This window comes from Streptomyces sp. f51, from assembly GCF_037940415.1.
Lineage (GTDB): Bacteria > Actinomycetota > Actinomycetes > Streptomycetales > Streptomycetaceae > Streptomyces.
On record NZ_CP149798.1, the window covers coordinates 4,139,648 to 4,161,107 of the forward strand.

The following is a 21,460-nucleotide window of genomic DNA, read 5'->3' on the forward strand; positions in this document are numbered from 1 at the left end:
GCCTGCATTCGACGGGGCGGTCCAGGTAGGTGTGACCGCCTTCAGCCCCGCTCTACCCGCAGGAGCACCGTGGCAACTGGCCGAACTCACCGACCGGCGACCCGCAGCCGAGGAATTCCCGAGGCCACCGTCGCCCGGCTTCCGCTGTACCTCCGAGCTCTCACCGCACTGTCGGAACGCTCGGTACCCACGGTCTCATCCGAGGAACTCGCCGCCGCCGCGGGGGTCAACTCCGCGAAGCTGCGCAAGGACTTCTCCTACCTCGGCTCCTACGGGACCCGTGGCGTGGGCTACGACGTCGAGTATCTCGTCTACCAGATCTCCCGCGAACTGGGCCTGACCCAGGACTGGCCGGTTGTGATCGTCGGCATCGGCAACCTCGGTGCGGCACTGGCCAACTACGGAGGGTTCGCCTCCCGCGGTTTCCGGGTGGCGGCGCTCATCGACGCCGATCCCGCGATGGCCGGCAAGCCCGTCGCCGGGATCCCGGTGCAGCACACGGACGAACTGGAAAAGATCATCGACGAGAACGGTGTCTCGATCGGTGTCATCGCCACCCCGGCCGGAGCCGCACAGCCCGTCTGCGACCGCCTGGTCGCGGCCGGAGTCACCTCCATCCTGAACTTCGCGCCGACCGTCCTGACCGTCCCGGACGGCGTCGACGTGCGCAAGGTCGATCTCTCCATCGAGCTTCAGATCCTCGCGTTCCACGAGCAGCGCAAGGCGGGCGAGGAGGCCGAGGCGCAGGCCGGTGCCGCCGCCCCGGCCGAGCGCGAGAACAACGGCAAAGGGCCCGACGGGGATGTTCCCGCCGTGATGCCGGCATGAGTCTCCTCGTCGTCGGACTGAGCCACCGCAGCGCTCCGGTCAGCGTCCTCGAACGGGCCGCGCTGTCCGCGGACGCGCAGGTCAAGCTGCTCCAGGACACCCTCGCCACCGAGCCCGCCACCGAGGGCGCGGTGCTCGCCACCTGCAACCGCATCGAGCTGTACGCCGACGTGGACAAGTTCCACGCGGGCGTCGCCGAGCTGTCCACGCTCCTCGCCCAGCACAGCGGCGTCGGCCTGGAGGAGCTCACTCCCCATCTGTACGTGCACTACGAGGACCGGGCCGTCCACCATCTCTTCTCGGTGGCCTGCGGTCTGGACTCGATGGTCGTCGGCGAGGGACAGATCCTCGGTCAGATCAAGGACGCGCTCGCCACCGCGCAGGAGCAGCACACCGCGGGCCGCCTCCTGAACGACCTGTTCCAGCAGGCCCTGCGGGTCGGCAAGCGCGCGCACTCCGAGACCGGCATCGACCGCGCCGGACAGTCCCTGGTCACCTTCGGCCTGGAGCAGCTGTCCGCGGGGCGGGCCGTCGAGGCCTGGGCCAAGGGCAAGAAGGCCCTCGTCATCGGCGCGGGCTCGATGTCCTCGCTGGCCGCCGCCACGCTCGCGCGCGTCGGCGTCGGCGAGATCGTGATCGCCAACCGCACCCCCGACCGCGCCGAGCGCCTCGCCGAGATCCTCACCGGCGGCGACGACACGGACGTGCTGGCCCGCGCGGTACCGATGGACTCGGTGCCGGTCGAGCTGACACGTGCCGACATCGCCGTCTCGTGCACCGGGGCGACCGGGCTCGTCCTGACGGCCGAGACCGTCGCCGCCGCCGTCGAGGGACGTACGGGAACGCCCGCGGCGCTGCGCGAGACGACGGCCGGTCCGGCCGGCCGGCTCGCTCCCGCCGACGCCGGCACCGAGGACGCCTGCCCGCTGGACCTGTCCGCCGTGCAGGGCGCGACCGGCTTCTCCGTCATGGGGGAGGCGGCCGTCGCCGGCATGGACGCCGCCACGCTCGAGCAGCACGCGGCCTGGGTGGACAAGGGCACCGGAACCGTCGAGCGCCGCGACGGCCGTCGTACACCCGGCGAGGACGCCGAGGTCGACGCCGAGCTCATCGCCGCGCTGGCCGCCGCGGCCGCGACCACCGGACGCATCCCCGAGCGCCGCAGGCCCGAACCCGTCGCCGAGGCTCCCCGCCCCGCGCCGGTGCTCGCGCTGCTCGACCTCGCGATGCCCCGTGACATCGACGCGGCCGTTCACCGGCTGCTCGGCGTGCGGTTCGTCGACCTGGAGTCGCTCGCCGAGGCCTCCGCGGACGCGCCGATGGCCGCCGACGTGGACCAGGTGCGCCGGATCGTCTCCGACGAGGTGGCCGCGTTCGGCGCAGCCCAGCGGGCCGCGCACATCACGCCCACCGTGGTGGCGCTGCGCGCCATGGCCGCCGACGTCGTCGCGAACGAGATCACGCGACTGGACGGACGGCTGCCCGACCTCGACGACAAGCAGCGCGGCGAGATCACCCAGACCGTGCGGCGCGTCGTCGACAAGCTGCTGCACGCGCCGACCGTACGGGTCAAGCAGCTTGCCGCCGAGCCCGGCGGTGCCGGGTACGCGGACGCGCTGCGGACCCTGTTCGACCTGGACCCGGAGACGGTCGCCGCCGTCTCGCGGGCCGAGAACAACACCGAGAACGCCAAGAACCGAGGGCGAGCATGAGTGAGCAGGCTTTGAGGCTCGGGACCAGGCGCAGCAAACTCGCCATGGCCCAGTCCGGGCAGGTGGCGGAAGCCGTGAGCCAGGTGACCGGACGGCCCGTCGAGCTCGTTGAGATCACGACGTACGGCGATGTTTCCCGCGAGAACCTCTCGCAGATCGGCGGCACGGGTGTCTTCGTGACCGCGCTGCGCGAGGCCCTGGTGCGCGGGGAGGTCGACTTCGCCGTGCACTCCCTCAAGGATCTGCCGACCGCGCAGCCCGAGAACCTCGCGCTGGCCGCCGTGCCGGTGCGCGAGGACGTCCGTGACGTGCTGGTCGCCCGCGACGGACTGACCTTCGAGCAGCTTCCGGACGGCGCGCGCGTCGGTACCGGCTCGACGCGCCGCATGGCCCAGCTGAACGCCTACGCGCGCAACCACGGCATGACGATCGAGACGGTCGCCATCCGAGGCAACGTAGACACCCGGATCGGGTACGTCCACGCCGGGGAGCTCGACGCCGTCGTGCTCGCCGCCGCCGGACTCAGCCGACTCGGCCGGATCGACGAGGTCACCGACTTCCTGTCGGTCGACACCGTTCTGCCCGCCCCCGGCCAGGGGGCCCTGGCGATCGAGTGCGCCGCGGATCACGCGGACCTCGTCGCCGCGCTCGCCGAGCTCGACGACCCGTTCACCCGGGCCGCCGTGACCGCCGAGCGATCCCTGCTTGCCGCCCTGGAGGCCGGCTGTAGCGCTCCCGTGGGCGCGTACGCCGACCTTCTGGCCGACGGGCAGGTTGTCAAGGAGATGCGCCTGCGCGGCGTCGTCGGCACGACCGACGGCTCGACGCTGGTGCAGCTGTCCACCACCGGTCCCGTGCCCGAGACACACGACCAGGCGATGTCGCTCGGCCGTGAACTCGCCGCCGAGATGCTTGCCAAGGGCGCGGCCGGTCTGATGGGGGAGCGAGCACTGTGAGCCCCACCAACCTTCCCACCGGTCCGGTCCACGGGCACGTCACCTTCCTGGGTGCCGGACCCGGAGATCCAGGGCTGCTGACACTGCGCGCCGTGGAGGCGCTGGCGAACGCGGACGTCCTCGTCGCCGAGCACGATGTGCTCGACGTGGTGCGCGTTCACGCCAGACAAGGCGTCGCTGTTCTGAACACGGATCCGGACACTTCGCCGGTTCCGTACCAGAGCACAGGCACGCCTCAGCTGACGGTTGTTGACAGCGCGTCAACAGCCGTTGGTGACCCCGCGTCGAGGGACGCCGCCAATCTTGTCATGACGGCCGCACGGGGCGGCAAGCGGGTCGTGCGTGCGGTGTCCGGGGACCCGGGACTTGATACGTACGCGGCCGAGGAAATGCTCGCCTGCGTCGCCGCGGGCGTTCCGTTCGAGGTCGTGCCCGGCATCGCGGCCGCCGTCGGTGTCCCCGCCTACGCGGGTGTCCCGCTGCGCGACGCGCAGGGCGCGGACGTACGGTTCGTCGACGCGCGCACCGCCTCGAACCGCTGCTGGACCGAGGTCGGCGCCTCCGACGGCACCGTCGTGGTGTCGGCGACGCTCGACTCCGTGGCCGCGGCCGCCGGCGAACTGGTGGCCTCCGGCCGCAAGCCCGACACCCCGATGTCGGTGACGATCGCCGGCACGACGACCCGCCAGCGCACCTGGTCGGCCACCCTCGGCACGATCGCGCAGACGCTGAAGCAGGCGAAGGTGCTGCCGTCCCCGGACGGCGGCCGGCCGGTCATAGCCGTGGTCGGTGAGCGTTCCGCCGCCGCCCAGCGCGACCAGTTGTCGTGGTTCGAGTCCAAGCCGATGTTCGGCTGGAAGGTGCTCGTGCCGCGGACGAAGGAGCAGGCGGCCTCGCTCTCCGACCAGCTTCGGTCGTACGGGGCCGTGCCCTACGAGGTGCCGACGATCGCCGTCGAGCCGCCGCGCACGCCCCAGCAGATGGAGCGCGCGGTCAAGGGCCTGGTCACCGGCCGCTACGAATGGATCGCCTTCACCTCGGTCAACGCCGTCAAGGCGGTCCGGGAGAAGTTCGAGGAGTACGGCCTCGACGCGCGTGCCTTCGCGGGCATCAAGGTCGCCGCGGTCGGCGAGCAGACCGCGAACGCGCTCGTCGCCTTCGGTGTGAAGCCGGACCTGGTGCCGAGCGGCGAGCAGTCGGCCGCGGGTCTCCTCGAGGACTGGCCGCCCTACGACCCGGTCTTCGACCCAATCGACCGTGTCTTCCTGCCCCGTGCGGACATCGCCACGGAGACCCTCGTCGCCGGGCTCATCGAGCTGGGCTGGGAGGTCGACGACGTCACGGCGTACCGCACCGTGCGCGCGTCGCCGCCGCCGGCGGACACCCGTGAGGCGATCAAGGGCGGCGGCTTCGACGCGGTCCTGTTCACCTCGTCGTCCACGGTCCGGAACCTGGTCGGCATCGCGGGCAAGCCGCACAACGTCACGGTGATCGCCTGCATCGGCCCGGCCACGGCCAAGACGGCCGAGGAACACGGGCTGCGGGTCGACGTGATGGCCCCCGAGCCCTCGGTGCACAAGCTGGCCGAGGCCCTGGCCGAGTTCGGCCTGCGCCGCCGTGCCGCGGCACTGGACGCGGGCGACCCGGTGACCCGCCCGAGCGAGCGCCGCCCCGGCTCGCGCCGGCGCCGCACCACCTGAACCAGGTGAGCAACGCCCCGCCGCCTCCTCCGGGAGACGGCGGGGCGTTCTTCGTCCCACGCCCGGCCGGACGGGCCGGTGCCGCTGGTTCGCCCAGGGCGATCGGTGTTCTAGCCGTCGGACCCCGGCGGCACCAGGATGGCCCAGTCGGCGCCCGGAGCGGTCTCGGTGCCGTCCGCCAGGACTGCGGTCACCCAGTAGAAGTGGGTGGTACCGGAGCGGGCGGCGGTGTCCTCGTAAGAGGTCCCGGTGACGGGGGTGTCGCCGGTCAGGCTCACGTACCGGCCCGCGTCCCGGTCCCACCGCAGGACGCGGTAGCCGGTGGCGCCCTCGACCGCGTTCCAGGACAGGTCCACGGCGCCGCCCGCGTCCGCGGCGGACGCCTCCAGGGACACCGGGGAGCCCTCGGGCGTGGCGACGGCCGGGGTCAGGTCGAGTTCGGTGACGGCGACGACCAGGGCCTTTCCGGTCCACCTGTAGCTGGAGTTGTAGCTCGTGTCGACGGCGTCGATCCAGTAGCAGTGCTCGTCGCCGTCGGGCAGGGTCGCGTCGACGTAGTGCGTGGTGGCCGGGCTCAGGTAGGCCCATTCGGAGCCGGAGCACACGGCGGTGCCGTCCTCCTCGTCCCTGAGCACCTCTCCGCGGTAGACCGTGTACCGCTTGAGATCCGTCTCCGTGTTGGCGTTCCAGTCCAGGACGACGCCGTACTCGGTGGCCTCGGCGGTCAGCCCGGTGACCGCGGCGGGCGGAGTGGTGTCCTGGTCGGAGGCGAGGGTGGTGACCGTGACCGTGGGAGAGGCCAGGGACTCGCGCTCGGCGTTGTCGTAGCCCTTGACCACGTAGTGGTACGTGGTGTTCGGGGCCATGGTCTGGGTGCAGGTGTACCGGTACCGGCCGTCGGCCAGGCGTGTGTACGTGGTGTCGCACCTCGACGGCTCGATGGAGGTGTTCACCGGCAGGGACAGAGACCGGTACACGTTGAAGTCGTAGTACTGCCCGTCCGTGTCGGGGTCGACGGTCCATCTGAGGACGACCCGGTGGGCGTCGGGTGTCGCGGTCAGGTCGTGCGGGGCGGCGACGGGCCGGGTCGCCTTCACGAGGGCGGAGTACCCGGAGACACGGCCGGCCCCGTCGACGGCCCGCACCCGGTAGGTCCAGGACCGGGACCGTGTGGCCTTGGTGTCGGTGAAGCCGGTGCCGGACGTGCTGACGTCGCCCCCGATCTCGCTGCTCCGCGACACGATGTAGCGCACCGCTCCGCGGACCGGGCTCCAGGTCAGCTTGATGCCCTCGTCCAGACCCTGGGCGGTGAGGCCGGTCGGCGTGGTGAGGGCGACGGTCTCCACCCGCTGGTCGGCGCTGCCCACCGAGACGTTGCCCGCCTTGTCGTAGGCCCGGACCTCGTAGAAGTAGGTGCGGCCGGGAGCCGTCGGGAGGTTGGAGTAGGTGGTGCCGGTGGTGCTCCCGACGTTCAGCCAGGTGCTGCTGCCCTCCTCACGGCGGTACAGGCGGTAGCCGGCGAGGTCCATCTCCTTGTTCGCGGCCCAGGACACCACGGCCTGCGCGGTGGCGTTGTCGAGCCGCGCGCTCACCCCGGTCGGAGTGAGCGGCTTCACCTTGTCGACGGTGGCGGAAGTCCGGGGCGTGTAAGCGAACTTGACGTTCGCCGCGCCCGTCCAGGCGACGAAGTCGACGCGCAGCGTGTGCTTGCCGGAGGGGACCGTGAGGGCGACCGACTTCTTCTGCGTGGACGAGACGTTCTTCCACGCGTCGATCTTGCGGACACCGTCGAGGTAGACGCGGACGCCGTCCTGCGCCTCGGCGGCGAACGTGAAGGGCCCGCCGGAGCCGAAGTCACGGGTGGCGGTCCAGCGGACGGAGAAGTTGTCCTTGGGCAGGGCGACACCTGCCGGGGCGCCGGTGCCGTAGTTCTCGCTGACCGCGCTGTCGCAGTCGGTCTTCTTCGGGGTCCCGGAGAAGGTGGTGTTGGCGAAGTACTGGCGCTTGAACACCGGAGAGGCGCAGTCGGCGGCGGCGGCCGGGCCGGCGTCGACGGCGAGCAGGCCGCCGCTCGTCGCCAGGGTGACGGCGACGGCGGCGACGAGTCTCAGCCAGGTGGGGTTCTTCACGGAGGGGATGCCTTTCGGGCCGTTCGAGGGGGCTGTGACTAGACCCGTGACCAGGGCGGTTGGTTGTATCGAGGCGAGGTGACGCCGAGTCCCGGACCCGTCCCGGTGCAGCCCCCTTGGCCCCGGCGGGCGTGACAGGCCCTGTCCGACTGTCCCGGGCCGGGCCGGGCCTGCCCGACTGGGCGTCGGCAAAGGCATGGGTCCGGCGGGCGTAGCGTAGAGGTCATGACGAAGTACGGATCCTTCCCCGGTACGCGTCCCCGGCGGCTGCGCACCACCCCCGTCATGCGCCGGATGGTCGCCGAGACCCGGCTGCACCCCGCCGACCTCATCCTCCCCGCGTTCGTGCGCGAGGGCGTGAGCGAGCCGGTGCCGATCGGGTCGATGCCCGGGGTCGTGCAGCACACGCGGGACAGCCTGAAGAAGGCGGCCCTGGAGGCGGTGGAGGCCGGGGTCTCCGGGATCATGCTGTTCGGGGTTCCCGAGGACGAGAAGAAGGACGCCGTCGGGACCCCCGGCACCGACCCGGACGGGATCCTCCAGGTCGCCCTGCGCGATGTGCGCGCCGAGGTCGGCGACGACCTCCTCGTGATGTCCGACCTGTGCCTCGACGAGACCACCGACCACGGTCACTGCGGTGTGCTCGACGACCAGGGCCGGGTCGACAACGACGCGACCCTGGAGCGGTACGCCGAGATGGCCCAGGTCCAGGCCGACGCGGGCGCCCATGTCGTGGGCCCCAGCGGCATGATGGACGGTCAGATCGGTGTCATCCGTGACGCACTCGACCAGATCGGCCGCGAGGACGTGGCGATCCTCGCCTACACCGTCAAGTACGCCTCCGCCTTCTACGGCCCGTTCCGGGAGGCCGTCGGCTCGTCCCTGAGGGGCGACCGCAAGACGTACCAGCAGGACCCGGCCAACGCCCGTGAGTCGCTGCGGGAGTTGGCGCTCGACCTGGAGGAGGGCGCCGACATGGTGATGGTGAAGCCCGCCGGTCCCTACCTCGACATCCTCGCCCGCGTCGCCGACGTGTCCGACGTACCGGTCGTCGCCTACCAGATCTCCGGCGAGTACTCGATGGTCGAGGCCGCCGCGGAGAAGGGCTGGATCGACCGCGACCGGGCGATCCTGGAGTCCCTGACCGGTATCAAGCGCGCCGGCGCCCAGAACATCCTCACGTACTGGGCGACCGAAGCGGCCCGCGGCCTGCGTTAGTACGACAGCGCAGCGTCCAGGGTCTGCTGCCAGTACGTCACCGTGAGCTTGTCGTCGACGTACACACCCTTCGCGGGGAGCGCGGTGGTCACGCCGCGGCTCTTGCCGAAGCCGACCTCCAGGGTCTTGGCCGTGTAGCCGTTGCCGCCACTGCCGTCGGCCGACGACAGCAGCACGCCCGCGTAGCCGGACTCGCCGGGAGCGAGGGTGACGACCGCCTGCGGGTGGGTCTCCTCCGCGACCGGCGGGACGGACTGGGCCTCACCGAAGCGGGCGATCGGATAGCCCGTCAGGTCGCAGTTGCGCGAACCCGTGTTGGTGACGGTGAGCAGCAGGTGGTTCAGCGGCCGGGAGACGGCCGTCGCGCTCGTACGGGTGTTGGAGGCGTCGCACGCCACGTTCCGGGTGCCGGTGCCGGTCTTGCCCGTGGAGCCGCCCGAACCGCCCGCCGAGCCCTTGCCGCCCGTGCCGGTGCCGCCCGTGGTGGTGCCGGTGCCCTTCGAACCGTTCGCCGAGCCCGAGCCCGAGCCCGATCCGGAGCCCGTGGTCGTGCCGGTCCCCGCGGGCTTCGCCGTCGTGTCCCCGCCGGCCGCCGGGCCGTCCGACCCCGCCGAGGGACGGGCCGGGGCGGACGAGCCCTCGTCGCGGACGCCGTTCCCGTTGCCGCAGGCCGTGAGCGAAAGCGCGGTGAGCACGATCGCGGAGGCGGCGAGCAGACGGGTGCGGCTGGTGCGGGTGGTGCGTGCGGACATGGGTGATCCCCCTGTGGTGTCGCTGGTGGGACGGCCGCTCGACCGGTCGGCGGGAGCGGCGTGCTTGGATGGCCACAGCTTGCGCGGTGATCCGTCCCGGCCGCCACGCCCGGCGGGGAACGTGGGACGCTGGAACGCCGAAATGCCGTCTGACCTGGGGAAACAATCCTCCCTTGGAACGCGGTACGGGACACGGGGGATGGAGGAACGGTGGCGGGGGACGAGTTCGCGGAACTGCTTCGGGAGCTGAAGGAGCGGTCCGGCCTCAGCTACGGGGCGCTCGCCAAACGGCTGCACGTGAGTACGTCCACGCTGCACCGGTACGTCAACGGGGATGCCGTACCGGCGGACTACGCGCCCGTGGAGCGGCTGGCGCGGGTGTGCCGGGCCGACCCGCAGGAGCTGGTGGAGCTGCACCGGCGGTGGGTCCTCGCGGACGCGCTGCGCGGGAGGAAGGGTGCGGGCGCCGGTCCGGAGGGCATCGCTCCGCAGAGTGCCGCTCCGGAGGGTGAGGGCGAAGGCGAGGGCTCGGGCAGCGCGGCGCCGGGCGCGGAGACGGGCCCGCGGGCGGAGCGTCCGGCGGACGACGACCAGGGGACCGGGGAGACCACGGAAACCGAGGAGGTTGACGCCGAGGAAGCCGCGCCCGTGGGGCGGGGCCGCTCGCGCCGCCGCCGGACCCTGGTGCTCGCCGCGGTCGGCGCCGTCGTCGCGACCGCCGCCGTATCCGGCGCGCTGGGTGTACGGATCGGGTCCGGCGGCGGTCACGACGACAGCGGGGGCAAGGCGGTGGCCCTCGGCGTACCGAGCGCCACCGGCCTGCGGAAGACCGGAGCGGCCAACGGCGCGGAGCACGGCTCGCCTTCGCCGTCCGCCTCGCACAAGGGCGGCCCCAAGGCGTCCGTCTCCTCCATCGGCGGGCCCGTCGACCCGGCGGGGGGCGGCGGCGACGCGACGGCCGGACAGGGAGCGGACGCCGACGGAGCGGGCGCGCCCACCGTCGTCACCGACGCGTACAAGTTCGAGGACCCGTGCAGCCAGCACTACCTGGTGAACCGGCCCGCCCCCCAAGTGCCCCCGCCGCCGGGCGAGTCGGACGCGCGCGGCTGGGTCGCCGCACTCGGCGCGGTCCCTGGCGGGGAGCAGATGATCGCACTCACCGTGCAGGGCACCGGGAAGGCGACCGTCGTCCTGAAGGAGCTGCACGTGCGGGTCCTGGACAAGAACGCACCGCTCGCCTGGAACGACTACGCCGTGGGCGTGGGCTGCGGCGGCCACGTGGACACGAAATCGTTCACCGTCGACCTCGACGCGGGCCGGCCGGCCGTCGGGGTCAAGGGCGGCCAGCGGAACTTCCCCTACAAGGTCAGCGAGTCCGACCCCGAGGTCTTCTACATCATCGCCGGCGCTCAGGCGCACGACGTGAGCTGGTACCTGGAACTCGACTGGTCCAGCGGGGCCAGGAGCGGAACGGTGCGTGTCGACGACCACGGAAAGCCGTTCCGGACGAGCGGGAACGTGGGGCGCCCCGCCTACAACCACCCGCTGGGCAGCAGCGAATGGCAGACGGCACCTCCCCCTGGCTGAACCACCTCGCCAAGTAGCCCTGGAAGCTAGGGTGTTGACCGTCGGTTGACGCGACCCTCCAGGGAGATGCCTCATGTCCGGTGACGCCCTCGGCCAGGACCCCGCCGAGCTGAGAAGGAGGATCGACACCACCAAGGCGCACCCCGCCCGGGTCTACGACGTCCTTCTCGGCGGCAAGGACCACTATCCCGTCGACCGGAACGCGGCCGCCGCCGCGCTCGCCGCGAACCCGCGCGGCTACCTCGACGTCCGGCACAACCGCGACTTCCTGCGCCGGGCCGTGACCGCGCTGGCGGAGGAGGGCGGCATCCGGCAGTTCCTGGACATCGGCACCGGACTGCCCACGCAGGAGAACGTCCACCAGATCGCCCAGCGGATCACCCCGGACGCGCGGGTCGTGTACGTCGACAACGACCCGGTGGTCCTGGCCCACGCGCGCGCCCTGCTCACCAGCGGGCCCGAGGGCCGTACGGACTACATCGACGCGGACCTCAAGGAGCCCAAGCGGATCCTCGAACAGGCCGCCGAGACCCTCGACTTCGGGCAACCGGTCGCCCTGGTGCTCGTCGCGGTCCTGCACTTCGTCGAGGACGCCGAGGCCTACCCGATCGTGCGCGCGCTCGTCGACGCGCTGCCGTCCGGCAGCCGTGTGGTCGTCAGCCACCTCACCGAGGACCTGAACGCCGAGAACGTCCGCGCGGTCCAACGGACGTACACCGAGCGCGGGTTCACGTTCGTCCTGCGGTCGAGGGCCGAGGTCGAGCGCTTCTTCACCGAGAACGGCCTGATCCTGGACGAGCCCGGTGTCGTCCCCGCCCACCACTGGCGCCCCGACGGCAACGCCCCGGCCCCCGAGCCCGCCGACCCCGCCTTCCTCGCCACGCTCGACGCCATCGACAAGGTCCGCCACCTCGGCATCGGCGACGTCACGGACGCGGACATCAACGTGTACGTCGCCACGGGCGTCAAGCCCTAGGCACCGCAACGGGGTTGGCGTCCGCGTCCGTATCCCGGAATCGGCGGGTGTAGGCGCCACGCATCGGCCTAGGGTGCGGTCAGGGCGCCCCCGGCAGGACAGGGCCGCCCGCAAGGACGCAGCCGGCCGGGGCGCCGCCCGCAAGGACGCCACCCGCCGGGGCGCCGACCTCAACGACGCCACCTGCCGGGCGCCGACCGCAAGGACAAGGAGCCGTCATCGTGACCGTCGCCGAACCCGCCACCGCGACCGCACCCGTGCCCCCGCTCGCCGCGAGGGCCACCGCGATCGGCGGTTCGCCGGTACGGGACATCCTCGCGGTCACCGCACGCCCCGAGGTGATCAACTTCGCGGGCGGTCTGCCCGCCCCCGAGCTGTTCGACGCGGACGGCATCGCGGCCGCCTACCGGGACGTCCTCGCCGAAGAACCCGAACGGGCCCTCCAGTACTCGACGACCGAGGGCGAACCGACACTGCGGGCCGCCCTCGCCGACCGCATGAGCGCGCGCGGACTGCCGACCGGGCCCGACGACGTCCTCGTCACCACCGGCTCGCAGCAGGCACTGTCGCTGCTCGCCACCGCCCTGCTCGAACCCGGTGACACCGTCCTGGTCGAAAGTCCCTGCTATCTGGCGGCACTTCAGGCGTTCGCCTTCGCCGGAGCGCGCGTGGTGGCCGTGCCGGGCGACGACGAGGGCATCGACCCCGACGCCCTCGCCGAACTCGTGGTCGGGGAACGCCCGAAGCTGCTCTACACCGTGCCGACCTTCCAGAACCCGACCGGCCGCACCCTGCCGGCCGGCAGGCGGGCCGCCGTCGCCCGCGCCGCCGCCGCGCACGGCCTGTGGATCATCGAGGACGACCCGTACGGAGAACTGCGCTTCGAGGGCGAGCGGGTCCCCTGGATCGCCTCCCACGACGGCGCCGGGGACCGGACGGTCCTCCTCGGCTCCTTCTCCAAAGTCATGGCACCCGGCCTGCGGCTGGGGTGGCTGCGGGCGCCCGCCGCACTGCGGCGCGCCTGTGCCGTCGCCAAGCAGGCCGCCGACCTGCACACCCCGACCGTCAACCAGCTGGCCGCCGCCCGCTATCTGGCCGACCGCGACCTGGACTCCCACGTGGCCCGGGTCGCGGCCGTCTACCGCGAACGGCGGGACGCCATGCTCGCGGGCATCGGCGCCGCCCTCCCGGCCGGATCCACCTGGACCCGCCCGGAAGGCGGCATGTTCCTCTGGGCCCGCCTCCCCGAGCCGTACGACACCACAGCCCTGCTCCGCCAGGTGGTCGACCAGGGCGTGGCCTACGTCCCCGGAGCCCCCTTCTACGCGGGCACACCGGAGACGTCGACCCTCCGCCTGTGCTTCGTCACCCAGACGTCGGAGGAGATCGCCGAGGGGTTGCGCCGGCTGGCGACGGGCTTGCGGAAGTAGCGGACGGGGACGAGGAGGGGGCGGACGGGGTCGGGGCGGCGGACGGGGACGACGAGGCCGGGGACGGGGAGGCGGGAGCCGAGGTCGCGTCGCTCGGGGACGGGGACGGGGATTGGGATTGGGACGGGGCCGCGGAGGCGGAGGGAGTCGTCCGGTCCGTGTCCCGGGCGGTCGGCCGCTGGCCGATCCTGTCCACCACCCCTTGCGCCACGACGGCTCTGACCTGTGAGAACCCCCCGTTCTTGTCCGAGTGCCCCCGCTCGAACATCCCGAGGTAGGCATAGGTCTCCGGGTCGAAGACGAGCCCGAACGCCATCTTGGGGTAGGAGATCCCGACGCCGTGCCGCCCGAGCGCGTCCACCCGGTCGTGGTCGATCTTGACGGCGGGCAGCTTCGCGACGGCCTCGAACGCTGCGGCCCGCAGACCCGGAGGCAGAACCCGGGGGCCCCGCAGGAACATGCACGCCTCCGCGTACACGAACAGGCCGTCCTCCTCGCTGCCGCCCGGGGCCGTGCCGTGCCCGAACCACTTGAGGAGCTCGTCGGGATCGGTCGGCCACTTCTTCAGCTTCGAATACTGGAGGGGGATCGACTGCACCTGGTGCTTGCCCAGGGGCGGGTCGTCCTGGATCCTGCCGTCGTAGATGTACCGGGTCGGCTTCGAGCCGTCCACGGACAACCAGCACTCGTCGACGAGCCGCATCTTCCGCCCGCCCCTGTCGTAGGTCCGATGAGTGATCTCCCGGGAGTACATGTACTGGTCGTCGCGGGGGATCGGCATACCGTCGTCGTCCACACGTGACCGGTCCGCGGCCCTGCGCAGTACCTGCGCCGCGTTGAGCGCGGTCAACCGCGTTCCGCCGGCGCGGATGGCGAACAGCGTCGTGCCGGCCACCGCCGCGGTGCCGGTGGCCGCGATCGCCGCGCGGAACACCAGCCGCCGCGACAGCGGACGCTGCCGCGCGAGCGCCGTGCCCCCGTCACCGGTCTCCTCACCGATGGCGGACGTCAGCCGGGCGAAGGCGACGGCCCGCGCCCGGTCGCTCGGTCCGTCCCGGTCGGCCCCGAGGCCGCGTACAAGGCTGAGGTCATCCACGGCGGGGTTCCTCCTCTTCCTCTCGAAAGGCTGTGGGATCCGACCCGCCCAGTGCTACGCGCAGCTTCTTCCGGGCCCGGTGCAGCCGGGAGCGCACCGTGCCCACCGGTATGCCCAGGGCCTCGGCGGCCTCCGCGTAGTCGAGGTCTCCCCAGGCGATGACCAGCAGGACGTCCCGGTGGCGCGCGGGCAGCTTCGCCAGGGCCGCCGTCAGGGCGTCGCGCGTGTTCTCGGCACTGATCCGGGCGGTCACCCGTTCGGCCAGCGGCTCGCCGCCGCTCCCGTCGGATGGGGTCCGGGAGGCCACGCGTGACAGCGCCCGCAACTGCCGTGCCTCGGAACGACGTTGGCCGCCGATCAGACGCGTGACGATGCCGTACAGCCAGGGCCGCGCGTGGGGCCTCGTCAGGTCGTACCGGCGCCGCCGCTGGAAGGCGATCACAAAGGTCTCGGCCATGAGATCGTCGGCGGCCTCGGTGCCGAGCCGCCTGGCCGCGTACCGGTGGATGTCGTCGGCGTAGCGGTGGAACAGCTCGGCGAACACATCGGGTTCGTCCCAGGACCGCTCGATCACCGAGGCGTCGGAGTCGCCGTCCTCGCCCGCCCCGCCACCGCTGTCGTGCCCGACGGCGGTGGCGGTGACGGCACGGGGAACAGGGACTCCGACGCTCGGTGAGAGGGTCATCGGTCGCCTCTCGGGCTCATGGATCTCCTCGAAGACGGGGGCAGGGTCACCCGCTGTCCGCCGCAGCCCGCTTTCGAGTTCCCGCTTCCGGGCGACGAGTCCTCCGGCGCCCGGACGAGGGGCTCAGTCCCACCAGAAGGACCACACCCGCTCGTTGAGCACCTCATGCTCGGCGTACTCCCGCAGGGTCTGGTGATCGCCCTGGGCGATGTTGTCCGGGCAGAAGGCGAAGTGCTCCGCCGCGACCGCCTCGGCCTCGGCCACCGTGGCCGGCGGAGCCGCCACCGAGAGCACCAACTGGTCGAAGGTCAGCGCCACCACCCGTATGCCGAAGCGGTCCTCCCACGAGCGGAGCACCGCGCCCAGACGCGCCACGTCGTTCTCGTGGTTCAGGGGACCCGACCAGCCGAGGACCGCCGGGATGTCGGCGCTGCGGCGCGCCGGGACCAGGGCGACCCGCGGCTCCTTCAGCCAGGAGCCGGGCTGTGCCAGGGAGTCGGCCATCTCGGCGGCGCGGGCCTCCGGATCCGCGGCGAGCGGCCCCGCGGCCGCCAGGCCGGGCCAGAGCGGGCCGTACGGGGCGATCGTCTCGTCGAGGCCGGGCTGCTCCCCGAAGATCTCGACGACCTTCTCCTTGCCGGGGTAGTCCTGGTCCGGGCCGGGCTCGTCGGCCGCGTACTCCTCCCAGAACTCCGCCAGCACCTCATCGGCATCGTGGTCCCCGGGATACGACATCTCACCGGGCATCAACTCCCAGTCCTCCGGGCCGCGCTGCGGGCCGCCCACGTCCAGCAGCACCGGCAGCAGACCGGAGGTCCTCGCCGCGGACAGGGCCGCCCAGTCCCCGGGAGCCGCCCGGTCCTCGGCATGCCACAGCAGGGGCTCGTGCCACGGGCCGTCGTTCGTCGCGTCGATCAGTCTCCCGGCCGGGAGATCGAGCCCGAGCGCGCGCCCGCTCGGATCTGCCGTCAACCGCGGCAGCGGATTGGGAAGGGTCGCCATGCCGGTGACTGTAGAACCCACCACTGACAACGCGCCGCGGGCCGGAGCGGTCAGAGACGCTCGGGTGTCCTGATGCCCAGCAGGGTCATGCCCTGGTGGAGGGTGCGGGCCGTCAGGTCGCAGAGGAACAGGCGGTTCTCCGCGACCTCCTGCGCCGGGGCCGGCTTGATGACCGGGCACTGGTCGTAGAACGTCGTGTACAGCGAGGCCAGTTGGTACAGGTACGCCGCCAGCTTGTGCGGGGCGTACTCGGCCGCGACCTCCTCCAGCGTCTCCCCGAACCGGTCAAGATGCAGACCCAGCGCCCGCTCCGCCGGGGCCAGTTCGAGCTCCGGGTGGGCAACCGGCGTACGGTCACCCGCCTTTCCGAAGATCGACCGGATACGGGCGTACGCGTACTGGAGGTAGACGGACGTGTCGCCGTTCAGCGAGACCATCTGGTCCAGGTCGAACTTGTAGTCCCGCACCGCCGAGGTGGACAGGTCCGCGTACTTCACGGCGCCGATGCCGACGTACCGGCCGTTCTCCTCGATCTCCCGCTCGCTCAGACCCACCTTCTCGGCCTTCTCCCGCACGACCGCCGTCGCCCGGTCGATCGCCTCGTCCAGCAGGTCGACCAGCCGGACCGTCTCGCCCTCACGCGTCTTGAACGGCTTGCCGTCCTTGCCCAGCACCGTGCCGAAGGCGAGCTGGTGCGCGTTGACGTCGTCGTTCAGCCAGCCGGCCCTGCGCGCCGTCTCGAAGACCATCTTGAAGTGCAGGGACTGCCGCGCGTCCACGACGTAGATCAGGCTGTCGGCCTTCAGGTTGAAGACCCGGTCACGGATCGCCGACAGGTCGGTGGCCGCGTAGCCGTAACCGCCGTCCGACTTCTTCACGATCAGCGGCACCGGATTGCCGTCCGGGCCCTTCACGTCGTCGAAGAACACGCACAGCGCGCCGTCCGAGCGGACCGCCACGCCCGACTCCTCCAGGAGGCGGCACGTCTCGTCCAGCATGTCGTTGTAGCCGGACTCGCCGACCACGTCCGGGTCCCGGATCTCCATGTCCAGCTTGTCGAAGACCGAGTAGAAGTAGATCTTCGACTCGTCCACGAACTTCTGCCACATGGCCAGCGTCTCGGGCTCACCCGCCTGGAGGTCCACCACCCGGCGCCGCGCCCGCGTCTTGAACTCCTCGTCGGAGTCGAACACGGTCCGCGCCGCCTTGTAGAGCCGGTTCAGGTTCGACATGGCCTCCTCGCCGGAGACCTCGCCGCCCTTGTGGTCCAGCTCGTGCGGGTGCTCGATCAGGTACTGGATGAGCATGCCGAACTGCGTGCCCCAGTCGCCGATGTGGTGCCGGCGCACGACGGACTCGCCGGTGAACTCCAGGATCTGCACGACCGCGTCACCGATCACCGCGGACCGCAGATGGCCGACGTGCATCTCCTTGGCCACGTTCGGCTGCGCGTAGTCGATCACCGTCGTGCCCGGGTTCTCCGCGAGCGGCACGCCGAGGCGCTCACCGTCCGCGTACCGCTCCGCCAGGTTCGCGACGATCGCCCGGTCGGTGATCGTGATGTTCAGGAACCCGGGCCCGGAGACCTCGATGTCCTGGATCACCTCACCCGACTCGACCGCGGCCACGACCTGCGTCGCCAGCTCGCGCGGGTTCGCCTTCGCCTTCTTGGCCAGCGCCAGGATCCCGTTGGCCTGGAAATCGGCCCGGTCGCTTCGGCGCAGCAGCGGGTCGGCGGAACCGGCCTCCGGCAGAGCTGCCGAGAAGGCGTCCGCGAGGCGCTGATGGACGGAAGCGGTGAGGGACGTGACCGAGGCCATGGAGTGGCTGCCGTTTCTGCTCGGGTTCCGGAGACTCTGAGAACGGAGACTCTGAAATACGGAGACTCCGAGTACAGGGAAAGCCAGTATCCCACGCGGTGAAAAGCCGTTTTCGCGGTTGAGGCCCGAGCTGGGAGAATGGTCGCGTCAGCCGTACTCGCGTTTGAGGAAGAAGGACGTGCCGATCGTGGCTCAGAGCACCGAGACCACCGACTGGGTCTCCCGTTTCGCGGATGAGGTCATCGAGGAGTCGGAGCGCCGAGCCCCGGGCAAACCCGTCGTCGTCGCGTCCGGCCTCTCCCCGTCGGGCCCGATCCACCTCGGCAACCTCCGCGAGGTCATGACCCCGCACCTCGTCGCCGACGAGATCCGCCGCCGCGGCCACACCGTGCGCCACCTGATCTCCTGGGACGACTACGACCGCTACCGCAAGGTACCGAACGGCGTCGCGGGCATCGACGAGTCCTGGGCCGAGCACATCGGCAAGCCGCTGACCTCCGTCCCGGCCCCCGCCGGCTCCGCGTACCCGAACTGGGCCGAGCACTTCAAGGCCGCCATGACCGAGGCCCTGGCCGAGCTCGGCGTCGAGTACGACGGCATCAGCCAGACCGAGCAGTACACCGCGGGCACCTACCGCGAGCAGGTCCTGTTCGCCATGAAGCACCGCGGCGACATCGACGCGATCCTCGACCAGTACCGCACCAAGAAGGCCCCCGCCAAGAAGCAGCAGGGCCAGAAGCCGGTCGACGAGGCCGAGCTGGAGGCGGCCGAGGGCTCCGGCGCCGCCGCCGAGGACGACGGCAGCTCCACCTCCGGGTACTACCCGTACAAGCCCTACTGCGGGCAGTGCGAGAAGGACCTGACCACCGTCACCTCCTACGACGACGCGACCACCGAGCTGTCGTACACCTGCTCCGCCTGCGGCTTCGCCGAGACCGTCCTGCTCAGCGAGTTCAACCGCGGCAAGCTGGTCTGGAAGGTCGACTGGCCCATGCGCTGGGCCTACGAAGGCGTGATCTTCGAGCCGAGCGGCGTCGACCACTCCTCCCCGGGCTCCTCCTTCCAGGTCGGCGGCCAGATCGTCGGGATCTTCGGCGGCAAGCAGCCCATCGGCCCGATGTACGCCTTCGTCGGCATCTCCGGCATGGCCAAGATGTCCAGCAGCAAGGGCGGGGTCCCGACCGCGTCCGACGCGCTCCAGATCATGGAGCCGCAGCTGCTGCGCTGGCTGTACGCCCGCCGCCGCCCCAACCAGTCGTTCAAGATCGCCTTCGACCAGGAGATCCAGCGGCTCTACGACGAGTGGGACAAGCTCGCCGGCAAGGTCGCCGACGGCTCGGTCCTGCCGGCCGACGCCGCCGCGTACAGCCGCGCCGTCGGCACCGCCGCCGGCGAGCTGCCCCCGACCCCCCGCCCGATGGCCTACCGCACCCTGGCCTCCGTCGCCGACATCACCGCCGGCGCCGAGGACCAGACCCTGCGCATCCTCAGCGAACTCGACCCCGAGAACCCGCTCACCTCCCTGGACGAGGTCCGGCCGCGCCTCGACAAGGCCGAGACCTGGATCAACACCCAGGTCCCCGCCGAGGAGCGCACCGTCGTGCGCGAAGAGCCCGACGCCGAGCTCCTGAAGTCCCTCGACGACCAGGGCCGCGAGTCGCTGCGCCTGCTCCTCGAAGGACTGGAGACGAACTGGTCCCTGGACGGCCTCACCCACCTCGTCTACGGCGTTCCCAAGGTCCAGGCGGGCTTCCCCGCCGACGCCACCGCCAAGGAACTCCCCGCCGAGATCAAGGTCGCCCAGCGCACCTTCTTCGCCCTGCTCTACCACCTGCTCGTCGGCCGCGACACCGGGCCGCGCCTGCCCACGCTGCTGCTCGCCGTGGGCCAGGACCGGGTGCGCAAGCTGCTCAGCGCGTAACCAGGCACCGCCAGGCGGTACGAGGAAGGGGCTCCCGGTGATCACCGGGAGCCCCTTCCTCGTACCGCTTCAGCGTGCCGCCGCGCGCGGGCGTGCCCGCTAGGCGATGTGGTCCTCCTCCAGCTCCGCGGAGAAACGGTTCTGGAAGCGCTCCGTGAGGTTCTTCAGCGCCGTGCTGCCGAGCCTCGTCCCGTACGTGGCCTCTATGTTGTCGCCGAGCGTCCGCGGCGTGGGGAAGCTGCCGTCTATCGACTGACGGAACACCTGGTAGTACGCCTCCTCCTGGGCCTTCTCGTCCAGGATCGGCGACTGCTCCTCCCGCGGGGACGGGATGGGCAGCTGCTCGGGGCCGCCGCCCTCACCGAGCTGGCGCGTACGGCCGGGGCCCGCCGGGATCGGGAAGGTACCCGTCTCCTCAGGGCCGGGCTCGTAGGCCTGTGCCTCCTGCTCGGCGAACCACTGCCGGTACTGCTCCTCCTGGCCGAACGACGGGTCGTAGCCACCGTCGTACGGGATCTCCTGGGGGTCGACCGGGGTCGCGAACCACGGGTTCAGACTCGGGTCCGCCGCCTGCCCCGGGTACTGGCCCTGGCCCTGACCTTGGTACTGATTCTGGCCCTGGCCCTGGTACTGGTTCTGCCCCTGGCCCTGATAGGCGCCCTGAGCCTGTCCCTGTCCTTGTCCCTGGCCTTGGCCTTGGTTCTGCTGGGCGTACGCGGCCTGCTGCTGACGCTCGCCGCCGCCGTTCGCCTCCAGCTCCAACGGCTCGGGAGCCGCCGGGGCGGCCGGGACCGACGTCTGAACCGGCGCGGGCGCGGGCGCCGGCGGCAGCAGCGCCGGCTCGATGCCGGCCGCCGCGAGACCCGCGGGAGCCGTCTCGGCGAGGGGGACGCCGTAGCGGGCCAGCCGCAGCGGCATCAGCGACTCCACGGGGGCCTTGCGGCGCCAGGAGCGGCCGAAGCGGGAGTGCAGACGGGCCTGGTAGACGAGGCGGTCCTGTTCCAGCTTGATGACCTGCTCGTAGGAGCGCAGCTCCCACAGCTTCATCCGGCGCCACAGCAGGAAGGTGGGGATCGGGGAGAGCAGCCAGCGGGTGAGGCGCACGCCCTCCATGTGCTTGTCGGCCGTGATGTCGGCGATGCGGCCGACCGCGTGCCGGGCGGCCTCGACCGAGACCACGAACAGCACCGGGATGACCGCGTGCATGCCGACGCCCAGCGGGTCCGGCCAGGCCGCGGCGCCGTTGAAGGCGATCGTCGCCACCGTCAGCAGCCACGCCGTCTGGCGCAGCATCGGGAACGGGATGCGGATCCAGGTCAGCAGCAGGTCCAGGGCCAGCAGCACGCCGATACCCGCGTCGATGCCGATCGGGAAGACGTACGAGAAATTCCCGAACCCCTTCTTCAGCGCCAGCTCACGGACCGCCGCGTACGAACCGGCGAAGCCGATTCCGGCGATGACGAGCGCACCGGCGACGACCACGCCGATGAGAATCTTGTGCATCCGTGTCAGCTGTATGGGCGCGGCCACCTGTACTCCCCTCCCTTGCGTGTTGTTGCGCGCAACAGAGTGGCACATGTGTGTGGCGTACGGATGCGCGGTATGGACGGAGCCCGGTTCCGAAGAGAACCGGGCCCCCTCCACGGGC

Annotated in this window: 16 protein-coding genes; 9 read left to right on the forward strand and 7 right to left on the reverse strand. The window is 71.6% G+C overall.

The genetic code is table 11. The features are described from left to right. Positions 1-69 precede the first annotated feature (69 nt). The 4 genes from WJM95_RS18080 to WJM95_RS18095 are packed head-to-tail and all read left to right on the forward strand — an operon-like array spanning position 70 to position 5,196. Positions 70-828 (forward strand): redox-sensing transcriptional repressor Rex, encoded by a 759-nt coding sequence (locus tag WJM95_RS18080; protein ID WP_339130750.1) that lies wholly within the window; start codon positions 70-72, stop codon positions 826-828. After that, complete coding sequence (locus tag WJM95_RS18085; protein ID WP_339130751.1) at positions 825-2,540, forward strand: glutamyl-tRNA reductase; 1,716 nt, start codon at positions 825-827, stop codon at positions 2,538-2,540. The genes WJM95_RS18080 and WJM95_RS18085 overlap by 4 nt, the downstream gene beginning before the upstream one ends. Next, positions 2,537-3,496, forward strand: a complete 960-nt coding sequence (gene hemC / locus WJM95_RS18090; RefSeq protein ID WP_339130752.1) for a hydroxymethylbilane synthase — start codon at positions 2,537-2,539, stop codon at positions 3,494-3,496. The genes WJM95_RS18085 and hemC overlap by 4 nt, the downstream gene beginning before the upstream one ends. After that, a complete protein-coding gene (locus WJM95_RS18095; protein ID WP_339130753.1) occupies positions 3,493-5,196 on the forward strand; it encodes a bifunctional uroporphyrinogen-III C-methyltransferase/uroporphyrinogen-III synthase in 1,704 nt (567 codons plus the stop codon). The genes hemC and WJM95_RS18095 overlap by 4 nt, the downstream gene beginning before the upstream one ends. Before the next feature lie 110 nt (positions 5,197-5,306). Here the strand turns inward: WJM95_RS18095 and WJM95_RS18100 are convergent, their stop codons facing one another. Continuing rightward, a complete protein-coding gene (locus tag WJM95_RS18100; RefSeq protein ID WP_339130754.1) occupies positions 5,307-7,325 on the reverse strand; it encodes a PA14 domain-containing protein in 2,019 nt (672 codons plus the stop codon). A 225-nt stretch (positions 7,326-7,550) separates the two neighbouring features. Here WJM95_RS18100 and hemB point away from each other — a divergent pair, with 225 nt between their 5' ends. Then, on the forward strand, positions 7,551-8,543 hold the full coding sequence (gene hemB, locus WJM95_RS18105) for a porphobilinogen synthase (protein WP_339130755.1): 993 nt from the start codon (positions 7,551-7,553) through the stop codon (positions 8,541-8,543). Here the strand turns inward: hemB and WJM95_RS18110 are convergent. Next, complete coding sequence (locus tag WJM95_RS18110; RefSeq protein ID WP_339130756.1) at positions 8,540-9,295, reverse strand: DUF4232 domain-containing protein; 756 nt, start codon at positions 9,293-9,295, stop codon at positions 8,540-8,542. The genes hemB and WJM95_RS18110 overlap by 4 nt on opposite strands. A 210-nt stretch (positions 9,296-9,505) precedes the next feature. On the opposite strand from WJM95_RS18110, the gene WJM95_RS18115 reads away from it, so the two are divergent. From WJM95_RS18115 to WJM95_RS18125, 3 genes are all read left to right on the forward strand, one after another. Beyond that, on the forward strand, positions 9,506-10,882 hold the full coding sequence (locus WJM95_RS18115) for a helix-turn-helix transcriptional regulator (RefSeq protein WP_339130757.1): 1,377 nt from the start codon (positions 9,506-9,508) through the stop codon (positions 10,880-10,882). 73 nt (positions 10,883-10,955) lie between these two features. Next, a complete protein-coding gene (locus WJM95_RS18120) occupies positions 10,956-11,858 on the forward strand; it encodes an SAM-dependent methyltransferase (protein ID WP_339130758.1) in 903 nt (300 codons plus the stop codon). Between the two features lie 221 nt (positions 11,859-12,079). Next, entirely contained in the window at positions 12,080-13,288 is a 1,209-nt protein-coding gene (locus WJM95_RS18125) for a PLP-dependent aminotransferase family protein (RefSeq protein WP_339130759.1), read from the forward strand. On the opposite strand, the gene WJM95_RS18130 is transcribed toward WJM95_RS18125, so the two are convergent. From WJM95_RS18130 to argS, 4 genes are all read right to left on the reverse strand, one after another. After that, the gene (locus WJM95_RS18130) at positions 13,224-14,384 is read right to left on the reverse strand and encodes a CU044_5270 family protein (protein ID WP_339130760.1); all 1,161 of its coding nucleotides are present in this window, start codon (positions 14,382-14,384) and stop codon (positions 13,224-13,226) included. The two genes, WJM95_RS18125 and WJM95_RS18130, sit on opposite strands and share 65 nt — an antisense overlap. Further along, on the reverse strand, positions 14,377-15,069 hold the full coding sequence (locus tag WJM95_RS18135; RefSeq protein ID WP_339130761.1) for an RNA polymerase sigma factor: 693 nt from the start codon (positions 15,067-15,069) through the stop codon (positions 14,377-14,379). Before WJM95_RS18135 ends, WJM95_RS18130 begins: the two co-directional genes overlap by 8 nt. Before the next feature lie 123 nt (positions 15,070-15,192). Next, on the reverse strand, positions 15,193-16,071 hold the full coding sequence (locus tag WJM95_RS18140) for a DUF4253 domain-containing protein (protein WP_339130762.1): 879 nt from the start codon (positions 16,069-16,071) through the stop codon (positions 15,193-15,195). Between the two features lie 50 nt (positions 16,072-16,121). Then, positions 16,122-17,891: an arginine--tRNA ligase gene (gene argS / locus WJM95_RS18145; protein ID WP_339130763.1), complete on the reverse strand. Its 1,770-nt coding sequence runs from the start codon at positions 17,889-17,891 to the stop codon at positions 16,122-16,124. A 178-nt stretch (positions 17,892-18,069) separates the two neighbouring features. Between argS and lysS the strand changes: the two genes are divergently transcribed. Then, positions 18,070-19,812, forward strand: coding sequence for a lysine--tRNA ligase (gene lysS, locus WJM95_RS18150; protein ID WP_339130764.1), 1,743 nt, complete (start codon positions 18,070-18,072; stop codon positions 19,810-19,812). 99 nt (positions 19,813-19,911) lie between these two features. On the opposite strand, the gene WJM95_RS18155 is transcribed toward lysS, so the two are convergent. After that, entirely contained in the window at positions 19,912-21,342 is a 1,431-nt protein-coding gene (locus WJM95_RS18155) for a DUF2637 domain-containing protein (RefSeq protein WP_339130765.1), read from the reverse strand. Between the last annotated feature and the right edge of the window lie 118 nt (positions 21,343-21,460).